Origin of the sequence: Thermomonas carbonis (assembly GCF_014396975.1) — a bacterium.
In the GTDB taxonomy this organism is placed as follows: domain Bacteria; phylum Pseudomonadota; class Gammaproteobacteria; order Xanthomonadales; family Xanthomonadaceae; genus Thermomonas; species Thermomonas carbonis.
In genome coordinates this window covers 3,260,779-3,285,966 of sequence record NZ_CP060719.1, presented here as the reverse complement: position 1 = coordinate 3,285,966, position 25,188 = coordinate 3,260,779, and the positions used below count along the sequence as shown (strand labels likewise).

Sequence of the window (25,188 nt, the reverse complement as noted above, 5' to 3'; positions counted from 1 at the left end):
GCTTTCGCCGGGATGACGGCCTAAGTCAGCCGCGTTGCGAGCCGCTGCCCCAACCGCACCGGCGTCTCCGCCTTCAACGCCGGATCCAGCGCTGCCACGCCCTTCGGAAGCAGCACGATCACCGTGCTGCCGTAGTTGAAGCGCGCCATCTCGGCGAAGCGTTCCAGGGTGATGCCCTTGCCGCGATAGTCCTTGCGGGTGATGCGATCGCCGTAGGCCGGAATCTCCACGCCGCTCCACACGGTTTCCACGCCGGACACCAGCAGCGCGCCGACCATCACCGACACCATCGGCCCGAAGTCGGTATCGAAGTGGCAGACCAGGCGCTCGTTGCGGGCGAACAGCCGCGGCACGCTGGCCACCGCATCGGTGCCGACCGAGAACAAGCGGCCCGGGACGTGCACGGTCTCGCGCAGGGTCCCGGTCCATGGCATGTGCACGCGGTGGTAGTCGCGCGGCGACAGGTACACGGTGGCGTACACGCCATCGGCGAAGGGCTTCGCCGCCTCGTCATCGCCCAGCAATTCGGCGGCGGTGAACGACTGGCCCTTGGCCTGGAAGATGCGGCCATCGACGATGTCGCCGCACTGGCTGACGTGGCCGTCGGCCGGCATCAGCAATGCGCGCGGATCGGTATCCAGCACGCGCGCACCGGGTTTCAGTGCGCGGGTGAAGAATGCATTGAAGGTGGGGTACGCGGTGGGGTCGGGCTCGGCCGCTTCTGACAGATCCACGCCGAACTTGCGGGTGACGGTGTCGATCAACCATTGCTTGGTGGCGGGGCGCGTCGAGTACGCCAGCGACCGCGCAATCGAAGACAGCAAACGGTGCGGCAGGACGTAGGTCAGGGCGGTCAACGGGCTCACGGCATGGCCTTGGTCAAGGATTCGAGGTCGGTCGCGATCGCCTTGATGTCGAACGGCGGCTGCGCCACGCCGGCCATCCGCGCTTGCGGATCCAGCAACACGAAGGCGGCACTGTGGTCGATGCTGTAGTCATCCGGATCGCCGCTGGGACCCGGCGCCTTCATGAACACCAGCGACAGCGAACGGGTGAACGCCTCCAGTTGCGGGATCGGCCCGGTTGCTGCCAGCGTGTCCGGATGGAAGGCATGCGCGTAATCGCCGGTGAGCTTCGGGGTATCGCGTTCCGGGTCAGTCGAAATGAACAGCACGCGCGGGCGCGATGCGGCCGGCAGCGTGGCCCATTGCTTCTGCGCCGCCGCCAGTTGCGCCAGCGTGGTCGGGCAGATGTCCGGGCAGTGGGTGAAGCCCAGGAACACCACCGTCCAGCGGCCCTTGAGATCGTCGATGTCGAGTGCGGTGCCATCCGACTGCTGCAGCGAGAACGCCGGCAGCACGCGTGGGTTCGGCAGCAACGTCACGGCCTTGACGGCAGGTAGCGTTGGCGCGGCGGGGCCATGGAAACGCTGCGAGGCCCACAGGCCCAATCCTCCGGCCAGGCAGGCCACCAGCAACAGCAGGGCAGTGCGTTTCGACATGAGCGTCTGGAATGGGGGTGGCCGGCCATGATAGCGGGGCGTCGCCGCTATACTTCACGGCCTTGCACGCGCGTGGCCGCACATGTCCCAGGAATTGCAGACGATCATCGACTTGATCCGCTACGGCGCAAGCCGGTTCAACGCGGCGGGCCTGACCTTCGGCCACAGCTACGACAACGCGCTGGACGAAGCCACCCAGCTCACCCTGCACGCGCTGCACCTGCCGCATGACCTGCCGCCGGCGTACGGCAATGCCCGCATCACCGAGGCCGAAAAGGAAGACGTGCTGCGCCTGTTCCTGCGTCGTATCGAGGAACGCATCCCGGCCGCGTACCTCACCGGCGAGGCCTGGTTCGCCGGCCTGAGCTTCAAGTCGGACCAGCGCGCCCTCGTGCCGCGCTCGCCGATCGCCGAGCTGATCGAATCCGGCTTCCAGCCCTGGCTCGGCGACCGCGAAGTGCGTCGCGCGCTCGATCTGTGCACCGGATCCGGCTGCATCGCCATCGCGATGGCCCACCACAATCCCGACTGGCACGTGGACGGCGCCGACATCAGCGATGACGCGCTGGCGCTGTCCGCCGAGAACGAAAAGCGCCTCCATGTGCAGAACGTCCGCTTCGTGAAATCGGACCTGTTCTCCGGCCTGCAGGGCGAGCACTACGACCTGATCGTCACCAATCCGCCCTACGTCACCAACGACGAGACCGACGCGCTGCCGCGCGAATACGCGCACGAGCCGGAACTGGGCCTGCGGGCGGGCGATGATGGTTTGGACCTGGCGCTGCGGATCATGCGCGATGCGCCCTTGCACCTGGATCGCGATGGCCTGCTGATCTGTGAGGTCGGCGAGGCCGAACAAGCGCTGGTCAAGCTCTTGCCGGAACTGCCGCTGGCCTGGGTCGAGTTCAAGGTCGGGCAGATGGGCATCTTCGTGGCCGAATGCGCCGACCTGATCGCGCACCACGACCGCATCGCCAGGCTGGCGAATGCACGCGATGCCGGTCGTGTCGCTCCGGGCGCCGGTCTGTTCTGACATGCGCGCTTGAACACTTTCGGCCACCTGCTGCGCGTCACCACCTTCGGCGAATCGCACGGGCCGGCGATCGGCTGCGTGCTCGATGGCTGCCCGCCCGGCATCGCCATCGCGCCTGAAGATTTCGTGCACGATCTGGCGCGGCGCGCGACCGGCACGTCGCGGCATACCTCGCAACGGCATGAAGCCGACGAGGTCGAAATCCTCAGCGGCGTGTATGAGGGCGTCACCACCGGCACACCGATTGCCTTGCTGATCCGCAATACCGACCAGCGCAGCAAGGATTACAGCAAGATCGCCGCGCAGTTCCGGCCTGGCCACGCCGACTACACCTACTGGCAGAAGTACGGCATCCGCGATCCGCGGGGTGGCGGGCGCAGCAGTGCGCGCGAGACCACGATGCGCGTAGCGGCCGCCGTCATCGCCAAGAAGTGGCTGGCGGATCGGCATGGTGTGCGCGTTTACGGTTGGCTGTCGCAGCTGGGCGAGATCGCACCGCAGGGGTTCGATGCGTCCGTCATCGAGGCCAATCCGTTTTTCTGGCCGCATGCCGCGCAGGTCGATGCGCTGGAAACGTACATGGACGCGCTGCGCAAGTCCGGCGATTCGGTCGGCGCGCGCGTCACCGTGGTCGCCGACGGCGTGCCGCCGGGCTGGGGCGAGCCGGTGTACGGCAAGCTCGACGGCGACCTGGCCGCAGCGATGATGTCGATCAATGCGGTCAAGGGCGTGGAGATCGGCGACGGTTTCGCGAGTGTTGCGCAGAAGGGCAGTGTGCATCGCGACGTGATGACGCCCGATGGGTTCCTCTCCAACCATGCGGGCGGGATCCTCGGCGGCATTTCCAGTGGCCAGCAGGTGGTGGTCTCGGTGGCGTTCAAGCCGACCTCCAGCCTGCGCCTGCCGGTGGATGGGCTGGATGCGGATGGCAACGTGGTCGACATCGTCACCACCGGTCGCCACGACCCGTGCGTGGGCATCCGCGCGACGCCCATTTGCGAGGCGATGCTGGCGCTGGTGCTGATGGACCAGGCGTTGCGCCATCGCGCGCAGTGCAGCGATGTGGGCGATGTCTCGCCGCGCATTCCCGGCTCGATTACCACCGACGCGAAACGATAGCGGCGCGCCGCCGGCTACGCCCCCACGGGCAGCAGCGCGCCGCAGCGGACACGCAAGCAACCCATTCCGACTTTCCCGCAGCGCGACGATCCGCGCCGCAATTCCAGGACACGAGAAGCAATGAGCAAGCAATTCAAGGTGGCAGTGGTGGGCGCAACCGGCGCGGTGGGCGAAGTGATGCTGTCGATCCTCGCCGAGCGCGACTTCCCGGCCAGCGAAGTGATCGCATTGGCCAGCGAGCGTTCCGCCGGCATCACGGTGGCATTCGGCAACGGCGACCTGGTGGTGCAGGACCTGGCCACCTTCGATCCGACCGGCGTGGACATCGCGCTATTTTCCGCGGGCGGCGCCACCAGCAAGGAATACGCGCCGAAGTTCGCCGCTGCCGGCGCGGTGGTGATCGACAATTCCTCGACCTTCCGCTACGACGACGACGTGCCGCTGGTCGTGTCCGAGGTCAATCCCGAAGCCGTGCGCAACCGCCCGCGCGGGATCATCGCCAACCCGAACTGCTCGACCATGCAGCTGATGGTGGCGCTGAAGCCGATCCATGATGCGGCCGGGATCGAGCGCATCAACGTCGCCACCTACCAGTCGGTGTCCGGCGCCGGTCGTTCCGGGCTGGAAGAACTCGGCGTGCAGACCGGCCAGCTGCTCAATTTCCAGGAGATCGAGCCGAAGAAGTTTTCCGCGCAGATCGCCTTCAACCTGATCCCGCACATCGACGATTTCCTTGACAACGGCTACACCAGGGAAGAGATGAAGCTGGTATGGGAAACGCGCAAGATCCTCGGTGACGACGCCATCCAGGTGAATCCGACCGCGGTGCGCGTGCCGGTGTTCTACGGCCATTCCGAAGCGGTGAATGTCGAGACCCGCGACAAGCTCACAGCGGACCGGGCGCGTGAGCTGCTGGAAGGCGCGCCGGGCGTGGTGGTGGTCGATGAGCGCAAGGCTGGTGGCTATCCGACGCCGGTCACCCATGCGTCCGGCAACGATGCGGTTTACGTCGGTCGGATCCGCGAGGATCTCTCGCATCCGCGCGGGCTGAACCTGTGGGTGGTGTCCGACAACATCCGCAAGGGCGCGGCGCTCAACGCGGTGCAGATTGCGGAACTTGTTGCCGCCGAAGGCTGAGCGCGGCTAGAGTCGTCGCGATGATGGGGGCGGGAGCAGGCGTGATCAGGACATTGCGAACGGCGGCGATCGCCACCGCGCTGCTGCTGGCGGCGGGAAATGCGTGGGCGCTCGGCCTCGGCCAGATCGAGGTCAAGTCGCGGCGCAACCAGCCGCTGGTCGCGGAAATCCCGATCATCTCGACCACCCCGGGCGAACTGGAAGCGCTGCAGGCGCGGCTGGCCTCGCCGGAAACCTTCCGCCGGGTCGGCCTGGCCCCGCCCAGCGGCGTGGCCGCCGACCTGCAGTTCAGCCTGGGCAGCGATGCCCGCGGGCGGCCGGTGATCCGGGTCACCAGCACCCGTCCGGTCGAGCAGGCGGTGCTGAATTTCCTGGTCGAGGTCGACTGGGGGCAAGGCCGCTTGGTGCGTGAATACTCGGCGCTGGTCGAAGCCCCGAACACCGCGAGTGCGCCGCTGCAACCGGCGATCGAGGCGCCGGTGTCGCCGGCACCGAACGTGGTTCAGCGGCCGGTTCCGCTGCCGGTGGTGGCCACGCCGACCCCCGAGCCACCACCGGTTCCCGAGGCACGGCCGGAACCTGCGCCGTCGCCCATCGCCATCGCACCGCTGCCACCACCGGCTGCCGCACCGGCTCCGATCGCCGCAGCGCCAGCACCTGCGGCCGCGCAATACGGTCCGATCAAGCAAGGCGAGACGCTGTCGAAGATCGCCGGCAAGCTGGACCTGCCATCGGGCTACAGCCTCGACCAGGCCATGCTCGCGCTGCTGCGGGCCAACCCGGATGCCTTCCTGGGCGATGACATCAACCGGCTGCGTCGCGGTTCGGTGTTGCGGGTTCCCGGAAGCGACGAGCTCGGCAGCGTCAGCGCCGACGAAGCCGGGCAGGTGGTGCGCCAGCAGATGCAGCAATGGCGACAGGCGCGCCGCCCGGTGCGCCAGCCCGAGATCGCCACCGCGGATGCCGCGTCGCCCACGCGTGCACCCCGCGCGGCCGCTCCGGATGCAGCGCCCGCGCCCACCACGACGGTCGCCGCGGCCAAACCGAAACCGGCAACGCCGCCCCGCCAGGCCGCGCCCGCGCGTCGCCAGGAAGCGCGTTTGCAGATCATCCCGCCCGCTGCACCGGGCAAGGCCACAGGAACACGATCCGGTACCATCGCCGGAGGCGAGGGCAGCATGCTCCAGCAACAATTGCGGCAGAAAGACGAAGACATCGCCGCCAAGGCCGTCGAGATCGGCGAGCTCAAGGAGCGGGTGGCCGAACTCGAGAAGTTGAAGCAGGACCAACAGCAGTTGCTGTCGCTCAAGGACAGCGAACTGGCCGCCGCCCAACAGCGACTGGCCGAGGCGAACAAGGCCGCCGCCAGCGCCGCCACTGCCGCGGTCAAGCCCGCCACCACGCAGGCCGCGCCGCAGGCCAGCACGGAGGTCCCGGCCAGCCAGGATGCCGCCGCCAGTGCGTCCAACCCGATGCCCTACATCTGGGGCGGGCTGGGCTTGGCTGCAGTGGCCTTGCTGGGATGGCTGCTGTTCGGTCGTCGCAAGCCGGCCCCCGCGCCGCGCCGCAGCAGTTTCGACAGCGAAGCGCTTGCCGCCAGCCTGGTGCATCCGTCGGCCGATCCCGATGCGCCACGCACCGTCGATACGCAGTCGCACGCCGATGTCCATGCCGATGCCGATGCCGCAAGCACCGAGCCGGAAACGCCGCCAGCGGTTGCCGACGCGCAGCCGGTGCCGACCATCGACCTCGCTGACGTGCCTCCCAGCAGCGAGCGGGTGGAAACTCCCGCCTGGCATTCCGGCTGGGTGAAGACCGAAGCCTTCGTGCCGCCGCCTCCCGTCGAGCAGGCCGCGCCGCGTTTCATGCCGGTCGAGGATGAACTGCCCGAGCCCGAAGTGCCGGTGCCGCAGGCCAGCGCGGAGCAGCGGATGAAGCTGGCGCGTGCCTTCCTGGACATCGGCGACGATCACTCGGCGAAGCAGTTGCTGCGCGAATTGCTCGACGATGCCGATCCGGTCGCACGCACCGAGGCCGCGCGCCTGCTGCGCGAGATCGGCTGAGGCCTATCGGCAAGCGGATGCGTTTCGCGCTGGGGCTCGAATACGACGGCAGCGGCTACTCCGGCTGGCAGCGGCTGAGCCCGGCCGGCACCCACGCAGCGGATGGCAGCCTGCAGACCGCGCTGGAAATCGCGTTGTCGAAAGTGGCCGATGCGCGCATCGACACCGTGTGCGCGGGCCGCACCGATGCCGGGGTGCACGCGCGTTGCCAGGTCGTGCATTTCGACACCGACGCCGTCCGCGATGAGCGCGGTTGGGTGCTGGGCACCACCACCAACCTGCCGGCCGCGTTGGCCGTGCGCTGGTGCGTGCCGGTCGCCGACGATTTCAGTGCGCGCTTCGCCGCGCGCGCGCGTCGTTACCGCTACCGCATCCTCAATCGCGGCACCCGGCCCGGGCTGGAACGCCAGTACCTGAGCTGGGAGCGGATGCCGCTGGATGCCGATGCCATGCATGTAGCTGCGCAAGCCTTGCGCGGCGAATGCGATTTCTCCGCATTCCGCAGCATCCAGTGCCAGGCCGGGCATGCACGGCGCGACCTGCACGACATCGTGGTGACCCGCCACGCCGACGAGCTTCACGTCGAAGTACAGGCAAATGCGTTCCTGCACCACATGGTCCGCAACATCGTCGGCTCGCTGCTGCTGGTGGGGCGCGGCGAGCGGCCGGTGGAGTGGATCGCCGAACTGCTGGAAGGGCGCGACCGCAGCGTGGCAGGGCCGACCGCGCCGGCGGCCGGACTGCTGTTCCTCGGGCCGCGTTATCCGCGACAATGGGGACTGCCGCAGGACGTCTGCGGCGACGACACCTCCAGCTGAAGGGCCGCCGATGAAGCGCGCGTTGTTCCGCACCCGCATCAAGTTCTGCGGCCTGACCCGCGCCGGCGACGTGCGCCTGGCCGGCGAATTGGGCGTGGACGCGGTCGGCCTGATTTTCGCCGGGCGCAGCCCGAGACGGATCGAGCCGCAAGCGGCGCGCGCCCTGCGTGAAGCATTGGCGCCGCTGGTCGATGCGGTGGCGCTGTTCATGGACAACAGCGCCGGCGAAGTCCGCGACGCGATCACGCATGCGCGGCCGACCCTGCTGCAGTTCCACGGCAGCGAGGACGATGCGTTCTGCCGCCGCTTCGGTCTGCCGTACCTCAAGGGCATCGGCCTGAAGGGCGCGGAAGCCGGCCTCAGCGGGCGTGTGTTGCACGCGCGTTACCCGCATGCCGCGGGCTTCGTGCTCGACGGACATGCGTCCGGCCAGCCGGGCGGCAGTGGCGAACGGGTCGACATCGCCGCGATTCCGGACGACATGAGCAAACCCTATGTGCTCGCCGGCGGACTCAGCGCCGACAATGTGTATGCGGCGATCCGCTCGGCCTCGCCGTGGGGCGTGGATGTCGCCAGCGGCATCGAGCTGGAACCCGGGATCAAGGATGGCGCACTCATGCGCCGCTTCGTGGAGGAAGTGCGGCGTGCGGATTGCATCGAACTTGGCGACAACGGCGACATCGGGGAATGCAATGCCTGCGGTCGCTGACCCCATCGACTTCAACGCGTATCCGGATGCGCAAGGCCATTTCGGCCGCCACGGTGGCCGCTTCGTCGCCGAAACCCTGATCGGCCCGCTGGAAGAATTGGCGGCCGCCTACGATGCGGCGCGGGTCGATCCGGCCTTCATTGCCGCGTTCGAGAAAGACCTCCAGCACTACGTCGGCCGGCCCAGCCCGATCTACCACGCGGAGCGCCTGAGTCGCGAGAACGGCGGCGCGCAGATCCTGCTCAAGCGCGAGGACCTGAACCACACTGGCGCGCACAAGATCAACAACACCATCGGCCAGGCCCTGCTGGCCAGCCGGATGGGCAAGACCCGGATCATCGCCGAGACCGGCGCCGGCCAGCACGGCGTGGCCAGCGCGACCGTGGCCACGCGGCTGGGCCTGGAGTGCGTGGTGTACATGGGCGCCACCGACATCGAGCGGCAGAAGATCAACGTCCATCGGATGCAACTGCTCGGGGCGACGGTGGTGCCGGTGACCAGCGGTTCGGCCACGCTCAAGGACGCGCTCAACGAGGCGATGCGTGACTGGGTGACCAATGTGCAGGACACCTTCTACATCATCGGCACGGTCGCTGGCCCGGATCCGTATCCGCGCATGGTCCGCGACTTCAATGCCGTGGTCGGCCGCGAGGCGCGAGCACAGATGCTGTCCGAGTACGGTCGCTTGCCCGACGCGATCACCGCCTGCGTGGGCGGCGGCAGTAACGCGATCGGGCTGTTTCACGCCTTCCTCAACGATGGCGACGTGCGCATCGTCGGTGCCGAGGCCGCGGGCGACGGCATCGAGACCGGTCGTCATGCCTCCTCGCTGTCGGCCGGGCGGATCGGCGTGCTGCATGGCAACCGCACCTACGTCATCTGCGACGACGATGGCCAGATCATCGAGACCCATTCGATCTCGGCCGGCCTGGACTATCCCGGTGTTGGCCCGGAGCATTCGTTCCTGAAGGACAGCGGCCGCGCCGAATACGTCGGTATCACCGACGACGAAGCACTGGCGGCGTTCCACAGGCTGACCCGCACCGAAGGCATTCTGCCGGCGCTGGAATCCAGCCACGCCATCGCCCAGGCGATCAAGCTGGCGCGCGAGTTGCCGAAGGACGCGCTGGTCCTGTGCAACCTGTCCGGCCGCGGCGACAAGGACGTGCACACCATCGCCGCACGCGATGGCATGGACCTCTGAGAGAAGGGGCGGACCTGGAGCGACCAAGGTCGTTCAGGGCGATTTGCCCCTGAACTGGCCTCGACAGGCCGCTTGGGAGACAATGTCCGGCTGCGAAAACACACCACAAAGGAGTACGGCCATGGCCGACGAACAACAGACCCAGGCTGCGGCCGACACCGCCGGACAGACCCGGAACGGACCGGATCCGAAGTTCTTCGATTGCGTCAACGAATACCTGGAACTGACCAACAAGCAGTCCCGCGAGTATGGCGAGAAGCGCATCAGCCTGGCCAGCATGTACGCGGCCGCGCGCTTCAACGCGCATGTTTACCTGGTCAGCGTGAAGCCGATCCACGCCGCCGGCGAGCGCAAGGATTTCCTCGATTACATGTCCACCATGTATCGCCGCATGCTCAACGAGCACCTGGACGGCATGGGCCAGGAACGCGGCATCGACGTCGGCGAATCCGAGTTGGCCGCCGAATACGCCGCTGCCGGCGTGCAGGTCGGCAATGCCGCTGTGCAGACCCCGGCAAGCGACTACGTGGCCGCCGCAGGTGCGGTGCCGCCGGCTGCCGCGGCGAACGAGTGACCCGGCTGCAGGCAAGGCTGGACGCGCTTCGCACGTCCGGCCGCAAGGCACTGGTGCCGTTCATCAGCGCCGGCGATCCGTCGCTGGATGCGACCGTGCCGGTCATGCACGCGCTGGCTGTGGCCGGTGCGGACGTGATCGAGCTGGGCGTGCCGTTTTCCGATCCGATGGCCGATGGCCCGGTGATCCAGCGGAGCTCCGAGCGCGCGCTGGCCCGTGGTGCCGGGTTGGCCTACGTGCTGGAGGCGGTGCGCCAGTTCCGTGAAGTCGATGCGGACACGCCGGTGGTGCTGATGGGTTACCTGAACCCGGTCGAGATCCGCGGTGCCGCCGGCTTTGCCGCTGCCGCTGCGGACGCTGGCGTGGATGGCGTGCTGCTGGTCGACCTGCCACCGGAAGAAGCCGACGAATACCGCGCCGCGTTCTCGCGCCACGGGCTGACGTTGATCTCGCTGGCCTCGCCGACTACCCCGGAAGCGCGCCTGCAGCGGCTGTGCACGCATTCCGAGGGCTATCTGTACTACGTCACCTTTGCCGGCGTGACGGGTGCCGACGGGCTGGACGTGGCCGAAGCCGGCCAGCGCCTGCGCCACTTGCGCGCGATGGCGTCGATGCCGGTGTATGCCGGTTTCGGCATCCGCGATGCCGCCAGCGCCGCTGCGATGGCCGTGCACGCCGATGGTGTGGTGGTCGGCAGTGCGTTGGTCTCCGTGCTGGCGGAAAGCGCCGACGCGAATGACGCCGCCGCACGCGCGGGCGCGTTCCTGCGTCCGTTGCGACAGGCCCTCGACGAACTGGTCGCGGTCCCGGCCTGAGCTAGACTGCGCCACCGGTATCTGCGCCTGCACGCGGCGGGGCTCCGGCGGCCCACAACTGCGGTGAACGAACCGAATGAGCTGGCTTAAGAAATTGATGCCCGCGAGCATCCGCACCGAGACCGGGGTGGATCGCAAGCGCAGCGTGCCGGAAGGCCTGTGGGAGAAGTGCGAGCGCTGCGGCGCGGTGCTTTATCGACCCGAGCTCGAGGAAAACCTCGAGGTCTGCCCGAAGTGCAATTTCCACATGCCGATCCGCGCGCGCGCGCGGCTGGCGGCGTTGCTGGACGATGGGCTCGGGCACGAGATCGGGGCGAAACTCGGCCCGACCGACGTGCTCAAGTTCAAGGACCAGAAGAAATATTCCGAACGCATCAAGGCCGCGCAGAAGTCCACCGGCGAGCGCGATGCGCTGATCGCGATGGAAGGCAAGCTGAAGGGCCATGACCTGGTCGCCGCCGCATTCGATTTCGCCTACATGGGCGGTTCGATGGGCTCGGTGGTCGGCGAGCGTTTCACCCTGGCCGCGGAACGCGCGCTGGAACTGCGCTGTCCGTTCGTGAATTTTTCCGCCAGCGGCGGCGCACGCATGCAGGAAAGCCTGTTTTCGCTGATGCAGATGGCCAAGACCTCGGCGGCGCTGGGTCGCCTGCGCGCGGCGGGCTTGCCATATATCTCGGTGCTGACCCATCCGACCACCGGCGGCGTGTCCGCCAGTTTCGCGATGCTTGGCGACATCAACCTGGCCGAGCCCGAAGCGTTGATCGGCTTCGCCGGCCAGCGCGTGATCGAGCAGACCGTGCGCGAGAAACTCCCGGAAGGCTTCCAGCGCAGCGAATTCCTGCTGGAACACGGCACCGTCGACCAGATCGTCGACCGTCGCGAAATGCGCGATCGCCTGGCGCATTTGCTTGCGATGCTGATGAAGCAGCCGGCACCCGCCGACGACGTCGAGGCCGCATGAGCACGCGCCGCTACTTCGGCACCGATGGCATCCGCGGCCGTGTCGGCGAGGGGCCGATCTCGGCCGATTTCGTGCTGCGGCTGGGAAACGCCTACGGTCACGCGCTGGTCGCCGCCGTTGGTGCGGGACAGGAATGGCGGAAACCCGTCGTGGTGATCGGCAAGGACACCCGGATCTCCAATTACATGTTCGAAGCCGCACTCGAGGCCGGACTGGTCGCCGCTGGCGTGGACGTGCAGCTGATGGGGCCGATGCCGACGCCCGCCGTCGCGCATCTCACCCATTCGATGCGTGCCGACGGCGGCATCGTGATTTCCGCCTCGCACAACCCGCACCACGACAACGGCATCAAGTTCTTCTCGGCGCAGGGCGAGAAGCTCGACGATGTCACCGAGTTCGCCATCGAGGCCGCGCTCGACCAGCCGTTCAGCACCGTGCCATCCGAACAGCTCGGCAAGGCGGTGCGCACCCGCGACACCATCGGGCGCTACGTCGAGGCCTGCAAGAATTCGGTGCCGAAGGGCTTCAACCTTGGCGGCATGCGCGTCGTGGTCGATTGCGCGAACGGTGCCACCTACCAGCTGGCGCCGCTGGTGTTGCGCGAACTCGGCGCGCGCCTGGATGCGATCGGGATCGATCCGAACGGCCTCAACATCAACGAAGGCGTGGGTTCCACCCATCCGCAACTGCTCGCCGCGCGGGTCCGCGAGACCGGCGCGGATCTCGGCATCGCCTTCGACGGCGACGGCGATCGCGTGTTGTTCGTCGATGCGCAGGGCAACGTACGCGACGGCGACGACCTGCTGTACGTGCTGGCCTGCGACTGGCAGGACACCGGCCGCCTGCGCGGCCCGGTGGTCGGCACCCTGATGACCAACTACGGCTTCGAGCAGGCGATGGCCGCGCGCGGGATCGGATTCATCCGCGCCAAGGTCGGCGACCGTTACGTCCACCAGCAATTGCTGGCGAACGATGGCGTGCTCGGCGGCGAGGCCAGTGGCCACCTCTTGTGCCTGGATCGCGCCAGTACAGGCGACGGCATCGTCAGCGCGTTGCAGGTGCTGGAAGTGCTGCAGCGGCGCGGAATCGGCCTGGCTGAGGCGCTGGAAGGCCTGCACAAGGTGCCGCAGAAGACCGTCAACGTGCGCTATCAGGGCAACGCCAAACCGGCCGAGGCCGCAAGCGTGCAGGCGGCGCTGACCGAGGCGTTGCGCGCGGTCGAAGGTCGCGGTCGTGCCTTCCTGCGTCCGTCCGGCACCGAGCCGGTGGTGCGGGTCACGGTCGAGGCAGACGATGCCACGCTGGTCGACGCTACCCTCGAGACGCTGGCCGCGGCCGTGCGTAACGCCGCGAACTGAGTCATCCCGGACGAACGGCAAGTGAAAGATCGAATTTAAGGCGACCGACATGACCAGCCAGATCCCGACCCTCGACATCCGCCGCTTCACCCATCCGGCGTCGCCGGAAGACCGCCAGGCCTTCATCGACGAACTCGGCGCGGCCTATCGCGAATGGGGCTTCGCAGGCATCCGCAACCACGGCATCCCGCAGGCTCAGATCGACGAGGCCTACGAGACCTTCCGGACGTTCTTCGCGTTGCCGGAAGACGCCAAGCGCGCGTATCACGTGCCGGGCGGCGGCGGCGCGCGCGGTTACACGGCGTTCGGGGTCGAGACCGCAAAAGGCGCGAAGTATTCCGACCTCAAGGAGTTCTGGCACATCGGCCGCGAGATCCCGCGCGATTCGAAGTACGCAGAGGACATGGCGCCGAACCTGTGGCCGAAGGAAGTGCCCGGGTTCCAGCGGGTCGGTTATGGCCTGTACGAATCGCTGGATGCGCTGGGTTCGCAGGTGCTGTCGGCGCTGGCCCTGCACATCGGCCTGGCGGAGGATTACTTCGCCGACAAGACCGACTTCGGCAACTCGATCCTGCGCCCGATCCACTATCCGCCGATCACCACCGACGACATCCCCAACGTGCGCGCCGGTGCGCACGAGGACATCAACCTGATCACACTGCTGGTGGGTGCCAGCGCGGCCGGACTGGAAGTGCTGTCGAAGAAGGGCGAGTGGGTGCCCTTCACCTCGGACGCCGACACCATCGTGGTCAACATCGGCGACATGCTGCAGCGCCTGACCAACCATGTGTATCCGTCGACGACGCACCGGGTCACCAATCCTCCCGGCGAGGCGGCGCGCCAGCCTCGCTACTCGGTGCCGTTCTTCCTGCACCCGAACCCGGATTTCCTGATCGACGTGCTGCCGTCCACGATCACCGCGGACAACCCGAGTCGTTACCCGGAGCCGATCACCGCGCAGGGCTATCTCGAAGAACGGCTGCGCGAGATCAAGCTGAAGTAGCGCGCGGTCACGGCACGTCGTTCGCGGCGTGTCTAGACGCCCATCCAGAAAAAGACCGCAGCCATCCGTTCGTCGGCCAGCACGTTACCGCAGTAGGCGGTGGCGCTGTGGATCATCGCCGAGCTGTACACGATCAGGCGGTTGAACTTGTTGGGGATGCGAACGTCCTCGACGAAGCTGTCGGGCGGCAAGAAGCGGGTTCCCAAGGCCTGCACCAGGTTGTCGTGCGGCTTGTTGACGGTGTTGCCGCCGAGTTGGCCGTTCGGCATCCGCTGGCGATAGAAGCTGGTGCCGCAGTGTTCGGGTGCATCGGGCGTCAGGTACAGCACGCCGGCGTAACGGCACAGCGCGCGGGAGTCGGTGTGCGGGCGGGCACCCGACTCGTGTTCGCCGACCACCTGCACGCAATTGTGATTGAGGGTCTTGCCCTCGGGCGTGCCCTGCACCCACAGCTGCTTCGTGCCGGTCGCCTGGCGGACCTTGTCCTCGACCGTCGCCAGTTCCGCCGCCTCCAGCGCCGGGATCGCGCGGCGTCCCGGCCACGTCTCCTGGGTGCGCGGGAAGCCCAGCGCCCAATCCTGCTTGGCCATGCAGCGCCCGCGCACCTCGGTGGCATTCGGCAGGACCTCGTCGAACAGCCAGTAGTCGCGGCCCTCGGTCGGCTTGCGATACGGCAACATGCGCAGCGGCGGGAAGGGGCGGTTCATCGGCGCGACTATACGGCCGCACCCGCCCGGTTGGTAAACTTCGGGCCCGCACCGACAGGGTCACGCCATGCGCCGCAAGATCGTCGCCGGTAACTGGAAATTGCATGGCACCCGCGCCTTCGCCACCGCGCTGGTCGCCGAGATCGCCGCCATGCCCACTCCAGGCGTGGAACTGGTGATCCTGCCGCCGCTGCCCTACATCGGCGACCTGATCGAGGACTTCGAGGGCACGCCGCTGGCGTTCGGCGCGCAGGATGTCAGCAGCAACGAGCAGGGTGCCTACACCGGCGAGGTCTCGGCCTCGATGCTGGTCGATGTCGGCGTACGCTACGGCCTGGTCGGGCACTCGGAGCGCCGCCAGTACCACGCGGAAAGCAGCGAGCTGGTGGCATTGAAGTTCCAGGCGGCGATCAACGCCGGCCTGCGCCCGATCCTCTGCCTGGGCGAGGGCCTGGAGCAGCGCGAGGCCGGCAAGACCGAAGCGGTGATCGCCAGTCAGCTGCGTCCGGTTCTGGAGCGAGTCGGGGTCGCCGCCTTCGCCAATGCGGTTGTCGCCTACGAACCGGTCTGGGCGATCGGCACCGGCCGCACCGCCAGCCCCGAGCAGGCGCAGGCGGTCCACGCCTTCATCCGTGGCGAGGTCGCGGCACACGATGCTACAATCGCCGGCTCGCTGCCCATCCTGTATGGCGGCAGCGTCAAGCCCGGGAACGCGGCCAGCCTGTTCGGACAGGCCGACGTCGACGGCGGACTGATCGGTGGCGCCTCGCTGGTGGCCGCGGATTTCCTGGCCATCGCAACCGCTGCGGCGGCCTGACCGACAAACGGAACGATTCACGATGTGGCTTCAACTGACCAATGTGGTGTACGTGCTGGTCGCGATCTCGATGGTCGTGCTGATCCTGATGCAGCGCGGCTCGGGCGCGCAGGCGGGGTCCGGCTTCGGCGGCGGTGCTTCCTCCACCGTATTCGGTTCGCGCGGCTCGTCGAATTTCCTCACCAAGAGCACCAAGTGGCTCGGCGTGCTGTTCTTCGTGATCAGCATGGGCATGGCCATGTACGCCAGCAAGAGTGCGGTTGGCGAGCTGGATGCCAAGCCCGACCTGGGCGTGATGGGCCAGGCGGCTCCGGCACAGCCGGTTCCTGCGCTGCCGACCGCGCCGGCGCAGCCCGCGCAATCGGCCCCGGCACCGGTCATCCCGGTCGCCGCACCGGACTACACGCAGCCCGAGGCTACGCAGGCCCAGCCGCAACCGGCGCCGGACGCACCGGTTCCGGCACCGTCGGCTACTCCGGCGCAGGGCGGTTGATCGGCATTACAATGCGGTGCGCGGCGACAGCCGCAACGGATTTGCCCAGGTGGCGGAATTGGTAGACGCACTACCTTGAGGTGGTAGCGATTTAGGTCGTAGGGGTTCGAGTCCCCTCTTGGGCACCACGAAGCAAGCAAGAAACCCGCAGCGATGCGGGTTTTTTGTTGTTCGATCGGTCGGGGGCCAAGAGGAGACCCGAACCCGGTTCAATCGGGCACAACCTCGAATTCGCTGTCCGGCAGCGACAGGAACGCCCAGAACGGAACCTCCTGCGCGGCCCAGTCGGTGGCGGTTTCTTCGAGCAAGGCAAGCAGGGTGTCGAAACTCGCTTCGTCGCCATCGCGCAGGCGGTGCGCGTCGTCGAACAGCAGGGCGTAGCCGGGTGCGGGCAGCCAGGAGAGGTCGCGCAGGCTGTCGGCCAGCGCATCCCAGTTGCGTCCCCGGTCATCGGGGATGGCCATGGCCTGGGTCATGCGCGCCAGCAGCCCTGCCTTGTCGGCGCAGGTACCCAGGTCGATCCGGCGCGCGAGCAGGCCGGCATCGTGCACGGCGTGATCGAGCGTGGCGATGTCGTCTGCGGTGACGAAGAACACCCCCGACAACAACGGATCGCCCAGGTCGAGTTCGATGCCGGTGTCGGTCATGGCGGGCCTCCGGCTGGGTCGAAGCGACGGAAACTGTCGTAATGGTCGTCGGTGTAGTACCACTCGCGCGGTGGCTGGCCACCGGTGACGATGCGGCGTGCGCCGCGATGGCCAAGGCCGGGCGTGTCCACCGTGTATTCGCGGTACCAGCCGCTTGGCTGGCGCGGCAAATGGCCCTCGCGGTTGCCGAACACGCCGCCATCCTGTCGATGCGGGAACGGGCCTCCGCGCTGGATCAGTGCGATGGTGCGATGCGCTTCCGCCGGCAGGAAATCCGGCAATGCCGGAGCCGGATCGGCGCGGACTTCGGCGAGCGCAGGCGATGCCGGCATCGACTGCGGTGCACTGGCCTCGCGTGGCGCCGGCGCTAACGCCGGCTCGTTCTGGGCGGCATCCCGGGCCGGCCAGAGCTGCCAGGCCGCGACCAAGGCGATGGCGAGCAGCAGCCAGCCAAGCGGATTGCGTTTGCGCCTTGCCTGCATGGTCAGTGCGGGCGGATCACGAAGGGCGGATGCTCGTTGAGCGAACCGTCCTCTTCCAGGATTGCGTAGCCGTGGCGATCCGGGTCGAACAACACCGGGATCACCGGCTGGAACAGCGGTCGGCGCACGAACTTCAACTCCCAGCCATAGCGTTCCAACTGGCCGAGTGTGTCGAGCTGCGATTCGTTGAGTTGCCGACGCAGCTCCCTGCAGGGTCGTTGCGGCGAAGTGCGGCGTTCGTCCCGGGCCATTTGCCCTCCTGTCCGACGAGGCATTGCCCCGGCAGGATGCGCCCGGTTGCTTTCGGTGCGCAAGCCAAGGCCGGCGATGCCCGGATCGATGCCTGCAGCGAAGACGCCGTGGCACTGGCGATCGGAATGGCCGAGGCGTCGCCGGCCCCCCGCTTGCCGGATGGCCCGGGGTGGCGATCAGTAGGCCGTCTCGGTCCGCAGCACCGGATAGCGGTTGGTGCCGGGGTCCCAGGCCGAGTGGCGGCGATAGAAGAAATCCAGGCGCGCCGCGGGGCTCCTGGCGAAGTCGGGTTCGTCGCGCAGCTTGCGCTCGAACTCCGCCTTCAGCGCCGGGTCTTTCGCAAGCATTAGCCGAGCCTGTTCCTCGGCGACGTAGCCTTCCATGTATTCCTTGCGCTCGAACGCATTGTTGAACGCGCCCCACGCGGCCATCGAATCGCCGGCAGTCGGTTCCAGGATGTTCACCAGCAAGCGCGCATTCGCCTGCGCGATCGGCACGAACAGGCCGCCCGAGGCGATGTTCGCCACCTGCGGTGTCCATGTGCCGGTTAGGTTGACGCGCTGGTGGCCTTCGACCGACGTCGGCGAGAACTGCACGGCATCCGCGACGAACGCCTGCGCATTCTCATCGCGCAATGGCGTGGTCAGGACGCGGAAGCCGATGCCATGCACCAGCAACTGCTTCGCCACTGCGACCGCGTACGGCTGCGGCACCAGGTAACCGCCCTTCGGTGCGACGATCGTGGTGGCGGGCACGATTTCGTCGCGCAGCGGAATCTTCCACACCTGCGGCGTGGTTTCGTCGTAGCGGGTCATGGTTCCACCGGAAATCTCCGAGGGAGTGCGCGTGTAGGCATAGCCGAGGAAATCGATGGTGCGCACTTTCTCGGTGGCCTTGTAATCGATCGGTATCGATTGCCCGCCCAACTTCGCCGCACGCTCGTCGGCATCGCGCGCGAGTTGCAGCCAGCGCGTGCCGTTCGCGGCCGTCAGTTCCAGCGCACCCAGCACCGTGTTGTAGGTGCTGCGCACGCGTTCCGGATAGGTGCGCCAGGAATGCGTTTCGACGAGGATGCCGATGCGGTTGCGCAGCGGAAAATAACCGTTGGAGAAACGCGGCGTGCTCACCCCGTGCACGAAACCGGACGCAGGATTGTCGTCCTCCACGAAGCTCGGGTAGAAGCCGACCGGCGTGCTGCCCTGGGTGGCGAGTCTCGCGATGATGCCGTCCTTCAGCGCGTTGCCGGCTTCGCGCAGGCCTTCGTCGCCGGAGTTGGTGGGCTCGCCGGTGATCGAGATGTCGTGCTGGAACTTGGCGCCGTCGGTGACATGCAGGTCGAGCATCGCCAGCGGATCCCACTGGTTGATCAGGCCCAGCATCGCCTGCATCTCCGCGCTGTCGGCCTTCGCGTAATCGCGATTGAGGTTGTAGCGCTGCGCGGTCACGCGGAAGCCCATCTGCTCCGGACCGCGCTGGTTGGGACGATTCCAGGCGCGGAAATTCTCGTGACCGTCGACGTTGAACACCGGCACGAACAGCAGCACGGTCTTGTCCAGCACGCCTTTGCCGGTCTTGCCCTGCAGCAGGTCGCGCGCCAGCCAGAAGCCGGCGTCCTTGCCGTCGATCTCGCCGGCGTGGATGCCGCCCTGCGCCAGCACCACCGGCAGTCCGCGCGCCCGCGCGGTCTTCGCATCCAGCGCGCCGCTGGTGGAAATCGCCAGTGCCTTCATCGGCCGGCCCTCCGGCGTGGTGCCGAAGCTGAAGCAGCGCACCGCTTGCGGGAAGGCCTGCTGGAATGCATCGCAGAGTGCGATGACCTCGTCGTAGCGACCGGTCTGCTTGAAACCGCTGCGTTCGGCGACCGTGCTCAATGCGGGACTGGCGGCAAGGGCAACGGCAGTGGAAGCGAGCAGGGCGGTGGCGAGCAAGGTGCGCTGGAGCAGGGACGAATGCATCGACAGGTCTCCGGTGGATCGCCCGATGGTAACCGCCGCGTCGTGTCCATCGTGCCTGCCCATGGTCATGCCGCAGGCAATTGCAGGAGCATGCGAAAATCCGCCATCGCCACCCAAGGATCATCGATGGACACGACCCTGTACTACGCGCCGGGCGCCGCCAGTTTCCTCGTCCACTGGCTGTTGATCGAACTCGACGTGCCACATCGGTTGAATCTTGTCGATACCGCCGCGAAGGTGCAGAAGTCGCCCGAGTACCTGGCGTTGAACCCGAATGGCGTGGTGCCGACGCTGGTGATCGATGGCAAACCGCAGTACGAAGCCGCCGCGCTGGCGATGCTGCTTGCGGAGCGAAATCCCGACGCGCGACTGGCACCCGCCTTCGACGATGCGAAGCGCGGCGACTACCTGCAGTGGATGTTCAACCTGGCCAACATGGTGCAGCCGCTGTTCCGGCAGTGGTGGTATCCCGGCGAGCCGGCCGGCGAAACGAATGCGGACGCGATTCGCGCGCATTGTGCGCCGCGCATCGAGGCCGAATGGCAGCGCATCGACGGCCACCTCGCGGCACGCGGCCCGTACCTGCTGGGCGATGACCTCAGCGTCGCCGACTTCTACCTGGTCATGCTGATGCGCTGGTCGCGCAACATGCCGAAGCCGGCGATGGAATGGCCGCACCTGGCTGCGCTGGCGCACAGGTTGAAGGCGCTGCCGTCCTTCACGACCCTGTATGCGCGCGAAGGATTGACCGAATGGGCCTGAGGGCCGGATCGGTTAGGCTTCCCGGGTTAGCACACCAAGGCCACGCATGAACCAGACCGCCCCGACCTCGCGCATGCCGCGGCAGATCCCCTACATCATCGGCAACGAGGCCTGCGAGCGCTTCAGCTTCTACGGGATGCGCAACATCCTGGTGCCGTTCCTGATCAGCTCGATCCTGCTCGGCTACCTGCCGCAGGGGCCGGATCGGGAAGGCGCGGCGAAGGACATCTTCCACACGTTCGTGATCGGCGTGTACTTCTTCCCGCTGCTGGGCGGCTGGCTGTCCGACCGCTTCTTCGGCAAGTACAACACCGTCCTCTGGTTCTCGCTGATCTACTGCGCCGGCCATGCCTGCCTGGCCCTGTTCGAAGGCAATGCGAACGGCTTCTACACCGGCCTGTTCCTGATCGCGCTTGGCAGCGGCGGCATCAAGCCGCTCGTGGTCAGTTTCTGCGGCGACCAGTTCGACCAGAGCAACAAGGACAAGGCCAAGCTGGTCTTCGACGGGTTCTACTGGATCATCAATTTCGGCTCGTTCTTCGCGTCGCTGTTCGCGCCGCTGCTGCTGCGCAACTACGGGCCTGCGGTGGCGTTCGGCGTGCCCGGTGTGCTCATGCTCATCGCCACCTTCATCTTCTGGCTGGGTCGCCACAAGTACGTCAACGTGCCGCCGTCGAAGGCGGATCCGCACTCCTTCCTCAACGTGGTGCGCACCGCGCTGCGCGAGCGCCGCCCGGGGCAGGGCAATGCCGGCACCACCATCGCCTGGACCGGCATTTCGGTGGCGGTGGCGATGCTGGCCCTGTGGGCGCTCAAGGCCGTCGGCGCGCCGGTGGCGTTCTGGCCGGAATCGTTCGGCTTCGTCATCACCGCCTGCCTCGCGCTGGGCGTGTTGATCGCGTTCGGCGGCTGGGGCGCATCGCTGCAACTGGACCGCGCCCGCGGCGTGCATCCCGACATCGCCGTCGATGGCGTGCGCGGTGTGTTGCGGATCCTGATCGTGTTCGCGCTGGTCACGCCGTTCTGGTCGTTGTTCGACCAGAAGGCCTCGACCTGGATCATCCAGGGCAACGCGATGACGGTGCCGCACGACCAGTGGTGGTGGCCGAGCTGGCTGGTCAAGGAAGCCGCGCAGATGCAGGCGCTGAACCCGTTGCTGGTGATGCTGCTGATTCCGTTCAACAACCTCGTGCTGTATCCGGCGCTGCGGCGGATGGGCATGCAGGTGACCGCGCTGAAGCGGATGGGCTGGGGCATCGCGATATCCGGCGTCTCGTGGATCGTGGCCGGTTTGCTGCAACTGTGGATCGATGGCGGCGCGCAGGTGTCGCTGGCATGGCAGAGCCTGCCGTATCTGCTGCTGACCTTCGGCGAGGTGCTGGTGTCCGCGACCGCGCTTGAGTTCGCCTACAGCCAGGCACCGCACGCAATGAAGGGCGTGATCATGGCGTTCTGGTATCTCACCAGCACCTTCGGCAGCCTGTGGGTACTGCTCACCAATGCCGGTGTCCGCAACGACGGCTTCAAGGCGTTCATCGGTCAGACCGGGCTGAGCGAGCCCGCTTTCCTGATGTTCTTCTTCGCCGGATTCGCCTTCGTGGCGGCGCTCGCATTCGCCGCGTATGCGCGGACATATCCGATGCAAGACAACTACCGGGTGGCCTGAGCCATGCAGTTGTCGCTGACCATCGTCATCGTCGCCCTGACCGTGCTGGTGTCGTGGCGCGCATTCAATGACCGCGCGCTGCTGGAGCGGATGATCCTGTGGCCGCCGGCGCTGGAGCGGCACAAGCAGTACGACCGCCTGCTGGGTTACGGCTTCGTGCACGCCGACTGGATGCACCTGATCTTCAACATGATCACCCTGTGGTCGTTCGGGACCGCGGTGGAGCGGGTGTTCTCGGAAATGATCACCCCGGTCGGCTACGTGCTGTTCTACCTGTCGGCGATCGTCGTCTCGATCCTGCCGACCTACATCACCCATCGCAACGATCCGAACTACCGCAGCCTGGGGGCGTCCGGCGGGGTCTCGGCGGTGCTGTTCGCCTTCATCCTGTTCGATCCGTGGTCCACGCTGATCATCTTTCCGATCCCGGTGCCGATTCCTGCCTTCCTGTTCGCGATCCTCTACGTCGCCTACAGCATCTGGATGGACCGCCGCGGCCGCGACAACGTCAACCACAGCGCGCACCTGTGGGGCGCCGCCTACGGCCTGCTGTTCACCGTGCTGCTGGAGCCGCGCATTCTCGGGCACTTCACGCAAACTCTGTTTCGATCCGGTACTCCCTGACTGGAAGACGCCATGACCGACATCGCCCACGATCCCGCGCGCCAGCGCTTCACCACCGAGGTGGATGGCCAGGCCGGATACCTCGAATACGAACGCGAGGGCGACGCGCTGGTGATCACCCACACCATCGTGCCGCCGGCCATCGGTGGACGCGGCATCGCCGGCGACCTGGTTCGCGCCGCGGTCGAACATGCAAAGGCGGAAGGCCTGACCGTCGATCCGCGCTGCTCGTATGCCGATGCCTGGATGCGCAAGCACCCGGAATACCAAGGCCTCCGCGCCTGAGCCGCGTGCCCGGCGGGTAGAATGCCCGCCCATGCGCCTCAACAAATTCATTGCCGACACCGGCTTCTGCTCCCGCCGTGAGGCCGACCGCCTGGTCGGCGAGGGGCGAGTCACCGTCAACGGCGTTCGCGCCGGCATCGGTGCCGAGCTCGGCGAGGGCGACAAAGTCCTGATCGACGGCAATTCGCTGGTGGCGCGCACCGCGGCCAAGGGCCAGCGCCGGCACGTCTACATCGCACTGAACAAACCGGTCGGCATCACCAGCACCACCGAATCCGGGGTCAAGGACAACATCGTCGATTTCGTCGATCACGCGCAGCGGATCTTCCCGGTCGGCCGGCTGGACAAGGATTCCGAGGGCCTGATCCTGCTGACCAGCAACGGCGACATCGTCAACCGGATCCTGCGCGCGGAGAACAAGCTGGAAAAGGAGTACCTGGTCGCCGTGAGCCGCCCGGTGACGCCGGAATTCCTGCGGGCGATGGCGCGCGGCGGGGTGCCGATCCACGGCGAGGCCACGTTGCCCTGCAGAACCGGCAAGCTCGGCAGCCAGGGCTTCCGCATCGTGCTGACCCAGGGCCTGAACCGGCAGATCCGGTTGATGGCGGCGCATTTCGGCTACCGGGTGAAGCAGTTGCTGCGGGTGCGTATCGGCAACGTGAAGCTGGGGCATCTCAAGCCGGGCCAATGGCGCAACCTGACAGACGCCGAATTGCGCGGTCTGTTGCCGGAACAGACCGACTGGTAGGCGCTTTCCGGAGGCGGCCGAGCAGCCGCAAAAAAAATTCCGGGCCATTCACATTTGTGCCCAAAAACAGGTTATGGTGCGCCCACTGTTTCAAGCGGGATCACGGTACATCGTGACCCGATGCGGTAGATCCGAGTGATCCGCTACATCGTGTGCGTTACCCCTTGCTCGACAGTCGCGGCTTGGTTCCGGTTTTCCGGCGGGTCGTGTCACCATTTCAAACTGTTCTAGGAGTAATACAACATGTCGGATCGTCAGACTGGTACCGTCAAGTGGTTCAACGACGCCAAGGGCTTCGGCTTCATCACCCCGGAAAGCGGCCCGGACGTTTTCGTCCACTTCCGCTCGATCCAGGGCACCGGCTTCAAGTCGTTGCAGGAAGGCCAGAAGGTGACTTTCAAGGTCGTGCAAGGCCAGAAGGGCCTGCAGGCCGACGAAGTGCAGGCAGCGTAAGTCGCCCGCGCATCGCGCAAGGAAACCCGGCTTCGGCCGGGTTTTTTTATGCGTGTCGCTTGCCGCATCGAAACAACTGCATCCACGCGACCGCTCATCAGGCATCATGCAGGCCGTCCGGTCCCATCCCCCGATTCGCCCGACTGCCCATGATCCGCCGCTCCCCGACCTTCGCGCTCGCCTTCGCATTCGTGCTTGTCCTGATCGCCGGCTGTGGCCGCGAGGACGCGCCGCCCACGCCCTCCGCCACCAGTCCGGATGCGCAGCCACCGGGTGCGGTAGCCGCCCCGGTGGCGTTGCAGGACGTGATCGAGACCAAGCCCGACTACATCGTCGGCATCAGCTATCCGCAGGGCATCGGCAGGCACCCGATGCTTGCGCAGGCCTTGCAGGCCTACGCCGAATCCGCCCGCGCCGAATTGATGCAGGCGGTCGCCGGCCTGCAGGGCCGCAAGCCCAGCGCACCCTATGACCTCAGCCTGCAGTTCACCGGTCTGGTGGATACCCCGCGGATCGTGGCGGCGGCGGCCGATGGCAGCAGCTACACCGGCGGCGCGCATGGCAATCCGCTCGTCCAGCGTTTCGTCTGGCTGCCGCAGCGCAACGAGATGCTCGCTGCGCAACAGCTGATCGTCGATGCGGCGGGCTGGAAGACGGTGTCCGACTATTCCCGCGAGCAGTTGATGACCGCCCTGTCCCAGCAACTGGACGAGGATGCGCTGGAAGGCGACGAGCGTGCCCAGATGCTGCGCAGCGGCAGCAGGATGATCGAAGGCGGCACCGCACCGAGCGCTGAAAACTTCGCCCGCTTCGAGCCGGTGATGAACGCCGACGGGAGCATCCGTGCATTGCGATTCGTGTTCCCGCCAGCGCAGGTCGGGCCGTATTCGGACGGCACCCGCAGCGTGGACGTGCCCGCGCAGGTGCTGCTGCCGCTGGTTGCGCCGGACTACAAGCCGTTGTTCCGCGCCGGCTGACCGGTCTCACCGCCTGAGACGG

The 25,188-nt window shown here is 67.0% G+C and carries 28 protein-coding genes and 1 tRNA gene; 22 read left to right on the top strand and 7 right to left on the bottom strand.

What is annotated here, in order from left to right; translation table 11 throughout:
* Window positions 1-20: 20 nt before the first annotated feature.
* Together asd and H9L16_RS15190 are read right to left on the bottom strand one after the other, a co-directional pair.
* Entirely contained in the window at window positions 21-866 is an 846-nt protein-coding gene (gene asd, locus H9L16_RS15195) for an archaetidylserine decarboxylase (protein ID WP_187552478.1), read from the bottom strand.
* A complete protein-coding gene (locus tag H9L16_RS15190) occupies window positions 863-1,501 on the bottom strand; it encodes an SCO family protein (RefSeq protein ID WP_187552477.1) in 639 nt (212 codons plus the stop codon). Before H9L16_RS15190 ends, asd begins: the two co-directional genes overlap by 4 nt.
* A gap of 82 nt (window positions 1,502-1,583) precedes the next feature.
* On the opposite strand from H9L16_RS15190, the gene prmB reads away from it, so the two are divergent.
* From prmB to H9L16_RS15130, 12 genes are all read left to right on the top strand, one after another.
* Window positions 1,584-2,534, top strand: a complete 951-nt coding sequence (gene prmB, locus H9L16_RS15185; RefSeq protein WP_187552476.1) for a 50S ribosomal protein L3 N(5)-glutamine methyltransferase — start codon at window positions 1,584-1,586, stop codon at window positions 2,532-2,534.
* A gap of 9 nt (window positions 2,535-2,543) precedes the next feature.
* A complete protein-coding gene (aroC, locus tag H9L16_RS15180) occupies window positions 2,544-3,653 on the top strand; it encodes a chorismate synthase (RefSeq protein WP_187552475.1) in 1,110 nt (369 codons plus the stop codon).
* A gap of 120 nt (window positions 3,654-3,773) precedes the next feature.
* Window positions 3,774-4,790: an aspartate-semialdehyde dehydrogenase gene (locus tag H9L16_RS15175; protein WP_187552474.1), complete on the top strand. Its 1,017-nt coding sequence runs from the start codon at window positions 3,774-3,776 to the stop codon at window positions 4,788-4,790.
* Window positions 4,791-4,831: 41 nt separating this feature from the next.
* Window positions 4,832-6,853 (top strand): FimV/HubP family polar landmark protein, encoded by a 2,022-nt coding sequence (locus H9L16_RS15170; RefSeq protein ID WP_187552473.1) that lies wholly within the window; start codon window positions 4,832-4,834, stop codon window positions 6,851-6,853.
* A gap of 17 nt (window positions 6,854-6,870) precedes the next feature.
* Window positions 6,871-7,671, top strand: a complete 801-nt coding sequence (truA, locus tag H9L16_RS15165) for a tRNA pseudouridine(38-40) synthase TruA (protein WP_187552472.1) — start codon at window positions 6,871-6,873, stop codon at window positions 7,669-7,671.
* Between the two features lie 10 nt (window positions 7,672-7,681).
* Entirely contained in the window at window positions 7,682-8,380 is a 699-nt protein-coding gene (locus H9L16_RS15160) for a phosphoribosylanthranilate isomerase (RefSeq protein ID WP_187552471.1), read from the top strand.
* Window positions 8,364-9,584, top strand: a complete 1,221-nt coding sequence (gene trpB, locus H9L16_RS15155) for a tryptophan synthase subunit beta (protein ID WP_187552470.1) — start codon at window positions 8,364-8,366, stop codon at window positions 9,582-9,584. The genes H9L16_RS15160 and trpB overlap by 17 nt, the downstream gene beginning before the upstream one ends.
* A gap of 121 nt (window positions 9,585-9,705) precedes the next feature.
* Window positions 9,706-10,158 (top strand): DUF3144 domain-containing protein, encoded by a 453-nt coding sequence (locus H9L16_RS15150; protein WP_187552469.1) that lies wholly within the window; start codon window positions 9,706-9,708, stop codon window positions 10,156-10,158.
* Window positions 10,155-10,973: a tryptophan synthase subunit alpha gene (gene trpA, locus H9L16_RS15145; RefSeq protein ID WP_187552468.1), complete on the top strand. Its 819-nt coding sequence runs from the start codon at window positions 10,155-10,157 to the stop codon at window positions 10,971-10,973. Before H9L16_RS15150 ends, trpA begins: the two co-directional genes overlap by 4 nt.
* A 76-nt stretch (window positions 10,974-11,049) precedes the next feature.
* Window positions 11,050-11,937, top strand: coding sequence for an acetyl-CoA carboxylase, carboxyltransferase subunit beta (gene accD / locus H9L16_RS15140; RefSeq protein WP_187552467.1), 888 nt, complete (start codon window positions 11,050-11,052; stop codon window positions 11,935-11,937).
* Window positions 11,934-13,295: a phosphoglucosamine mutase gene (glmM, locus tag H9L16_RS15135; protein WP_187552466.1), complete on the top strand. Its 1,362-nt coding sequence runs from the start codon at window positions 11,934-11,936 to the stop codon at window positions 13,293-13,295. Before accD ends, glmM begins: the two co-directional genes overlap by 4 nt.
* 49 nt (window positions 13,296-13,344) lie before the next feature.
* Window positions 13,345-14,298, top strand: coding sequence for an isopenicillin N synthase family dioxygenase (locus tag H9L16_RS15130; RefSeq protein WP_187552465.1), 954 nt, complete (start codon window positions 13,345-13,347; stop codon window positions 14,296-14,298).
* Between the two features lie 32 nt (window positions 14,299-14,330).
* Here H9L16_RS15130 and H9L16_RS15125 read toward each other — a convergent pair whose 3' ends face one another.
* Window positions 14,331-15,005 carry a DUF6445 family protein gene (locus tag H9L16_RS15125; protein WP_223158156.1) on the bottom strand — a complete coding sequence of 225 codons (675 nt, stop codon included), beginning with the start codon at window positions 15,003-15,005 and terminating at the stop codon, window positions 14,331-14,333.
* A 67-nt stretch (window positions 15,006-15,072) separates the two neighbouring features.
* Between H9L16_RS15125 and tpiA the strand changes: the two genes are divergently transcribed.
* The 3 genes from tpiA to H9L16_RS15110 all read left to right on the top strand — a co-directional run bounded on the left by tpiA (window position 15,073) and on the right by H9L16_RS15110 (window position 16,443).
* Window positions 15,073-15,822 carry a triose-phosphate isomerase gene (gene tpiA, locus H9L16_RS15120; protein ID WP_187552464.1) on the top strand — a complete coding sequence of 250 codons (750 nt, stop codon included), beginning with the start codon at window positions 15,073-15,075 and terminating at the stop codon, window positions 15,820-15,822.
* 22 nt (window positions 15,823-15,844) lie between these two features.
* Window positions 15,845-16,315, top strand: a complete 471-nt coding sequence (secG, locus tag H9L16_RS15115) for a preprotein translocase subunit SecG (RefSeq protein ID WP_187552463.1) — start codon at window positions 15,845-15,847, stop codon at window positions 16,313-16,315.
* Between the two features lie 43 nt (window positions 16,316-16,358).
* Window positions 16,359-16,443, top strand: a tRNA-Leu gene (locus tag H9L16_RS15110).
* An 81-nt stretch (window positions 16,444-16,524) separates the two neighbouring features.
* Here the strand turns inward: H9L16_RS15110 and H9L16_RS15105 are convergent.
* From H9L16_RS15105 to H9L16_RS15090, 4 genes are all read right to left on the bottom strand, one after another.
* Complete coding sequence (locus tag H9L16_RS15105) at window positions 16,525-16,962, bottom strand: barstar family protein (RefSeq protein WP_187552462.1); 438 nt, start codon at window positions 16,960-16,962, stop codon at window positions 16,525-16,527.
* Window positions 16,959-17,444 carry a guanyl-specific ribonuclease gene (locus H9L16_RS15100; protein WP_187552461.1) on the bottom strand — a complete coding sequence of 162 codons (486 nt, stop codon included), beginning with the start codon at window positions 17,442-17,444 and terminating at the stop codon, window positions 16,959-16,961. The genes H9L16_RS15105 and H9L16_RS15100 overlap by 4 nt, the downstream gene beginning before the upstream one ends.
* A gap of 2 nt (window positions 17,445-17,446) precedes the next feature.
* Window positions 17,447-17,695: a hypothetical protein gene (locus H9L16_RS15095; protein WP_187552460.1), complete on the bottom strand. Its 249-nt coding sequence runs from the start codon at window positions 17,693-17,695 to the stop codon at window positions 17,447-17,449.
* A gap of 177 nt (window positions 17,696-17,872) precedes the next feature.
* Window positions 17,873-19,651, bottom strand: a complete 1,779-nt coding sequence (locus H9L16_RS15090) for a M14 family metallopeptidase (protein ID WP_187552459.1) — start codon at window positions 19,649-19,651, stop codon at window positions 17,873-17,875.
* Between the two features lie 126 nt (window positions 19,652-19,777).
* On the opposite strand from H9L16_RS15090, the gene H9L16_RS15085 reads away from it, so the two are divergent.
* The 7 genes from H9L16_RS15085 (at window position 19,778) to H9L16_RS15055 (ending at window position 25,166) form a co-directional block, all read left to right on the top strand.
* A complete protein-coding gene (locus tag H9L16_RS15085; protein WP_187552458.1) occupies window positions 19,778-20,413 on the top strand; it encodes a glutathione S-transferase family protein in 636 nt (211 codons plus the stop codon).
* Between the two features lie 46 nt (window positions 20,414-20,459).
* The gene (locus tag H9L16_RS15080; protein WP_223158155.1) at window positions 20,460-22,079 is read left to right on the top strand and encodes a POT-type proton-dependent oligopeptide transporter; all 1,620 of its coding nucleotides are present in this window, start codon (window positions 20,460-20,462) and stop codon (window positions 22,077-22,079) included.
* A gap of 3 nt (window positions 22,080-22,082) precedes the next feature.
* The gene (locus H9L16_RS15075) at window positions 22,083-22,703 is read left to right on the top strand and encodes a rhomboid family intramembrane serine protease (RefSeq protein ID WP_187552457.1); all 621 of its coding nucleotides are present in this window, start codon (window positions 22,083-22,085) and stop codon (window positions 22,701-22,703) included.
* Window positions 22,704-22,715: 12 nt separating this feature from the next.
* A complete protein-coding gene (locus H9L16_RS15070; RefSeq protein WP_187552456.1) occupies window positions 22,716-22,988 on the top strand; it encodes a GNAT family N-acetyltransferase in 273 nt (90 codons plus the stop codon).
* 31 nt (window positions 22,989-23,019) lie between these two features.
* Window positions 23,020-23,736, top strand: coding sequence for a pseudouridine synthase (locus H9L16_RS15065; protein WP_187552455.1), 717 nt, complete (start codon window positions 23,020-23,022; stop codon window positions 23,734-23,736).
* A gap of 243 nt (window positions 23,737-23,979) precedes the next feature.
* Entirely contained in the window at window positions 23,980-24,189 is a 210-nt protein-coding gene (locus H9L16_RS15060; RefSeq protein WP_187552454.1) for a cold-shock protein, read from the top strand.
* Window positions 24,190-24,338: 149 nt separating this feature from the next.
* The gene (locus H9L16_RS15055; protein WP_187552453.1) at window positions 24,339-25,166 is read left to right on the top strand and encodes a DUF3298 and DUF4163 domain-containing protein; all 828 of its coding nucleotides are present in this window, start codon (window positions 24,339-24,341) and stop codon (window positions 25,164-25,166) included.
* Window positions 25,167-25,188: the final 22 nt, after the last annotated feature.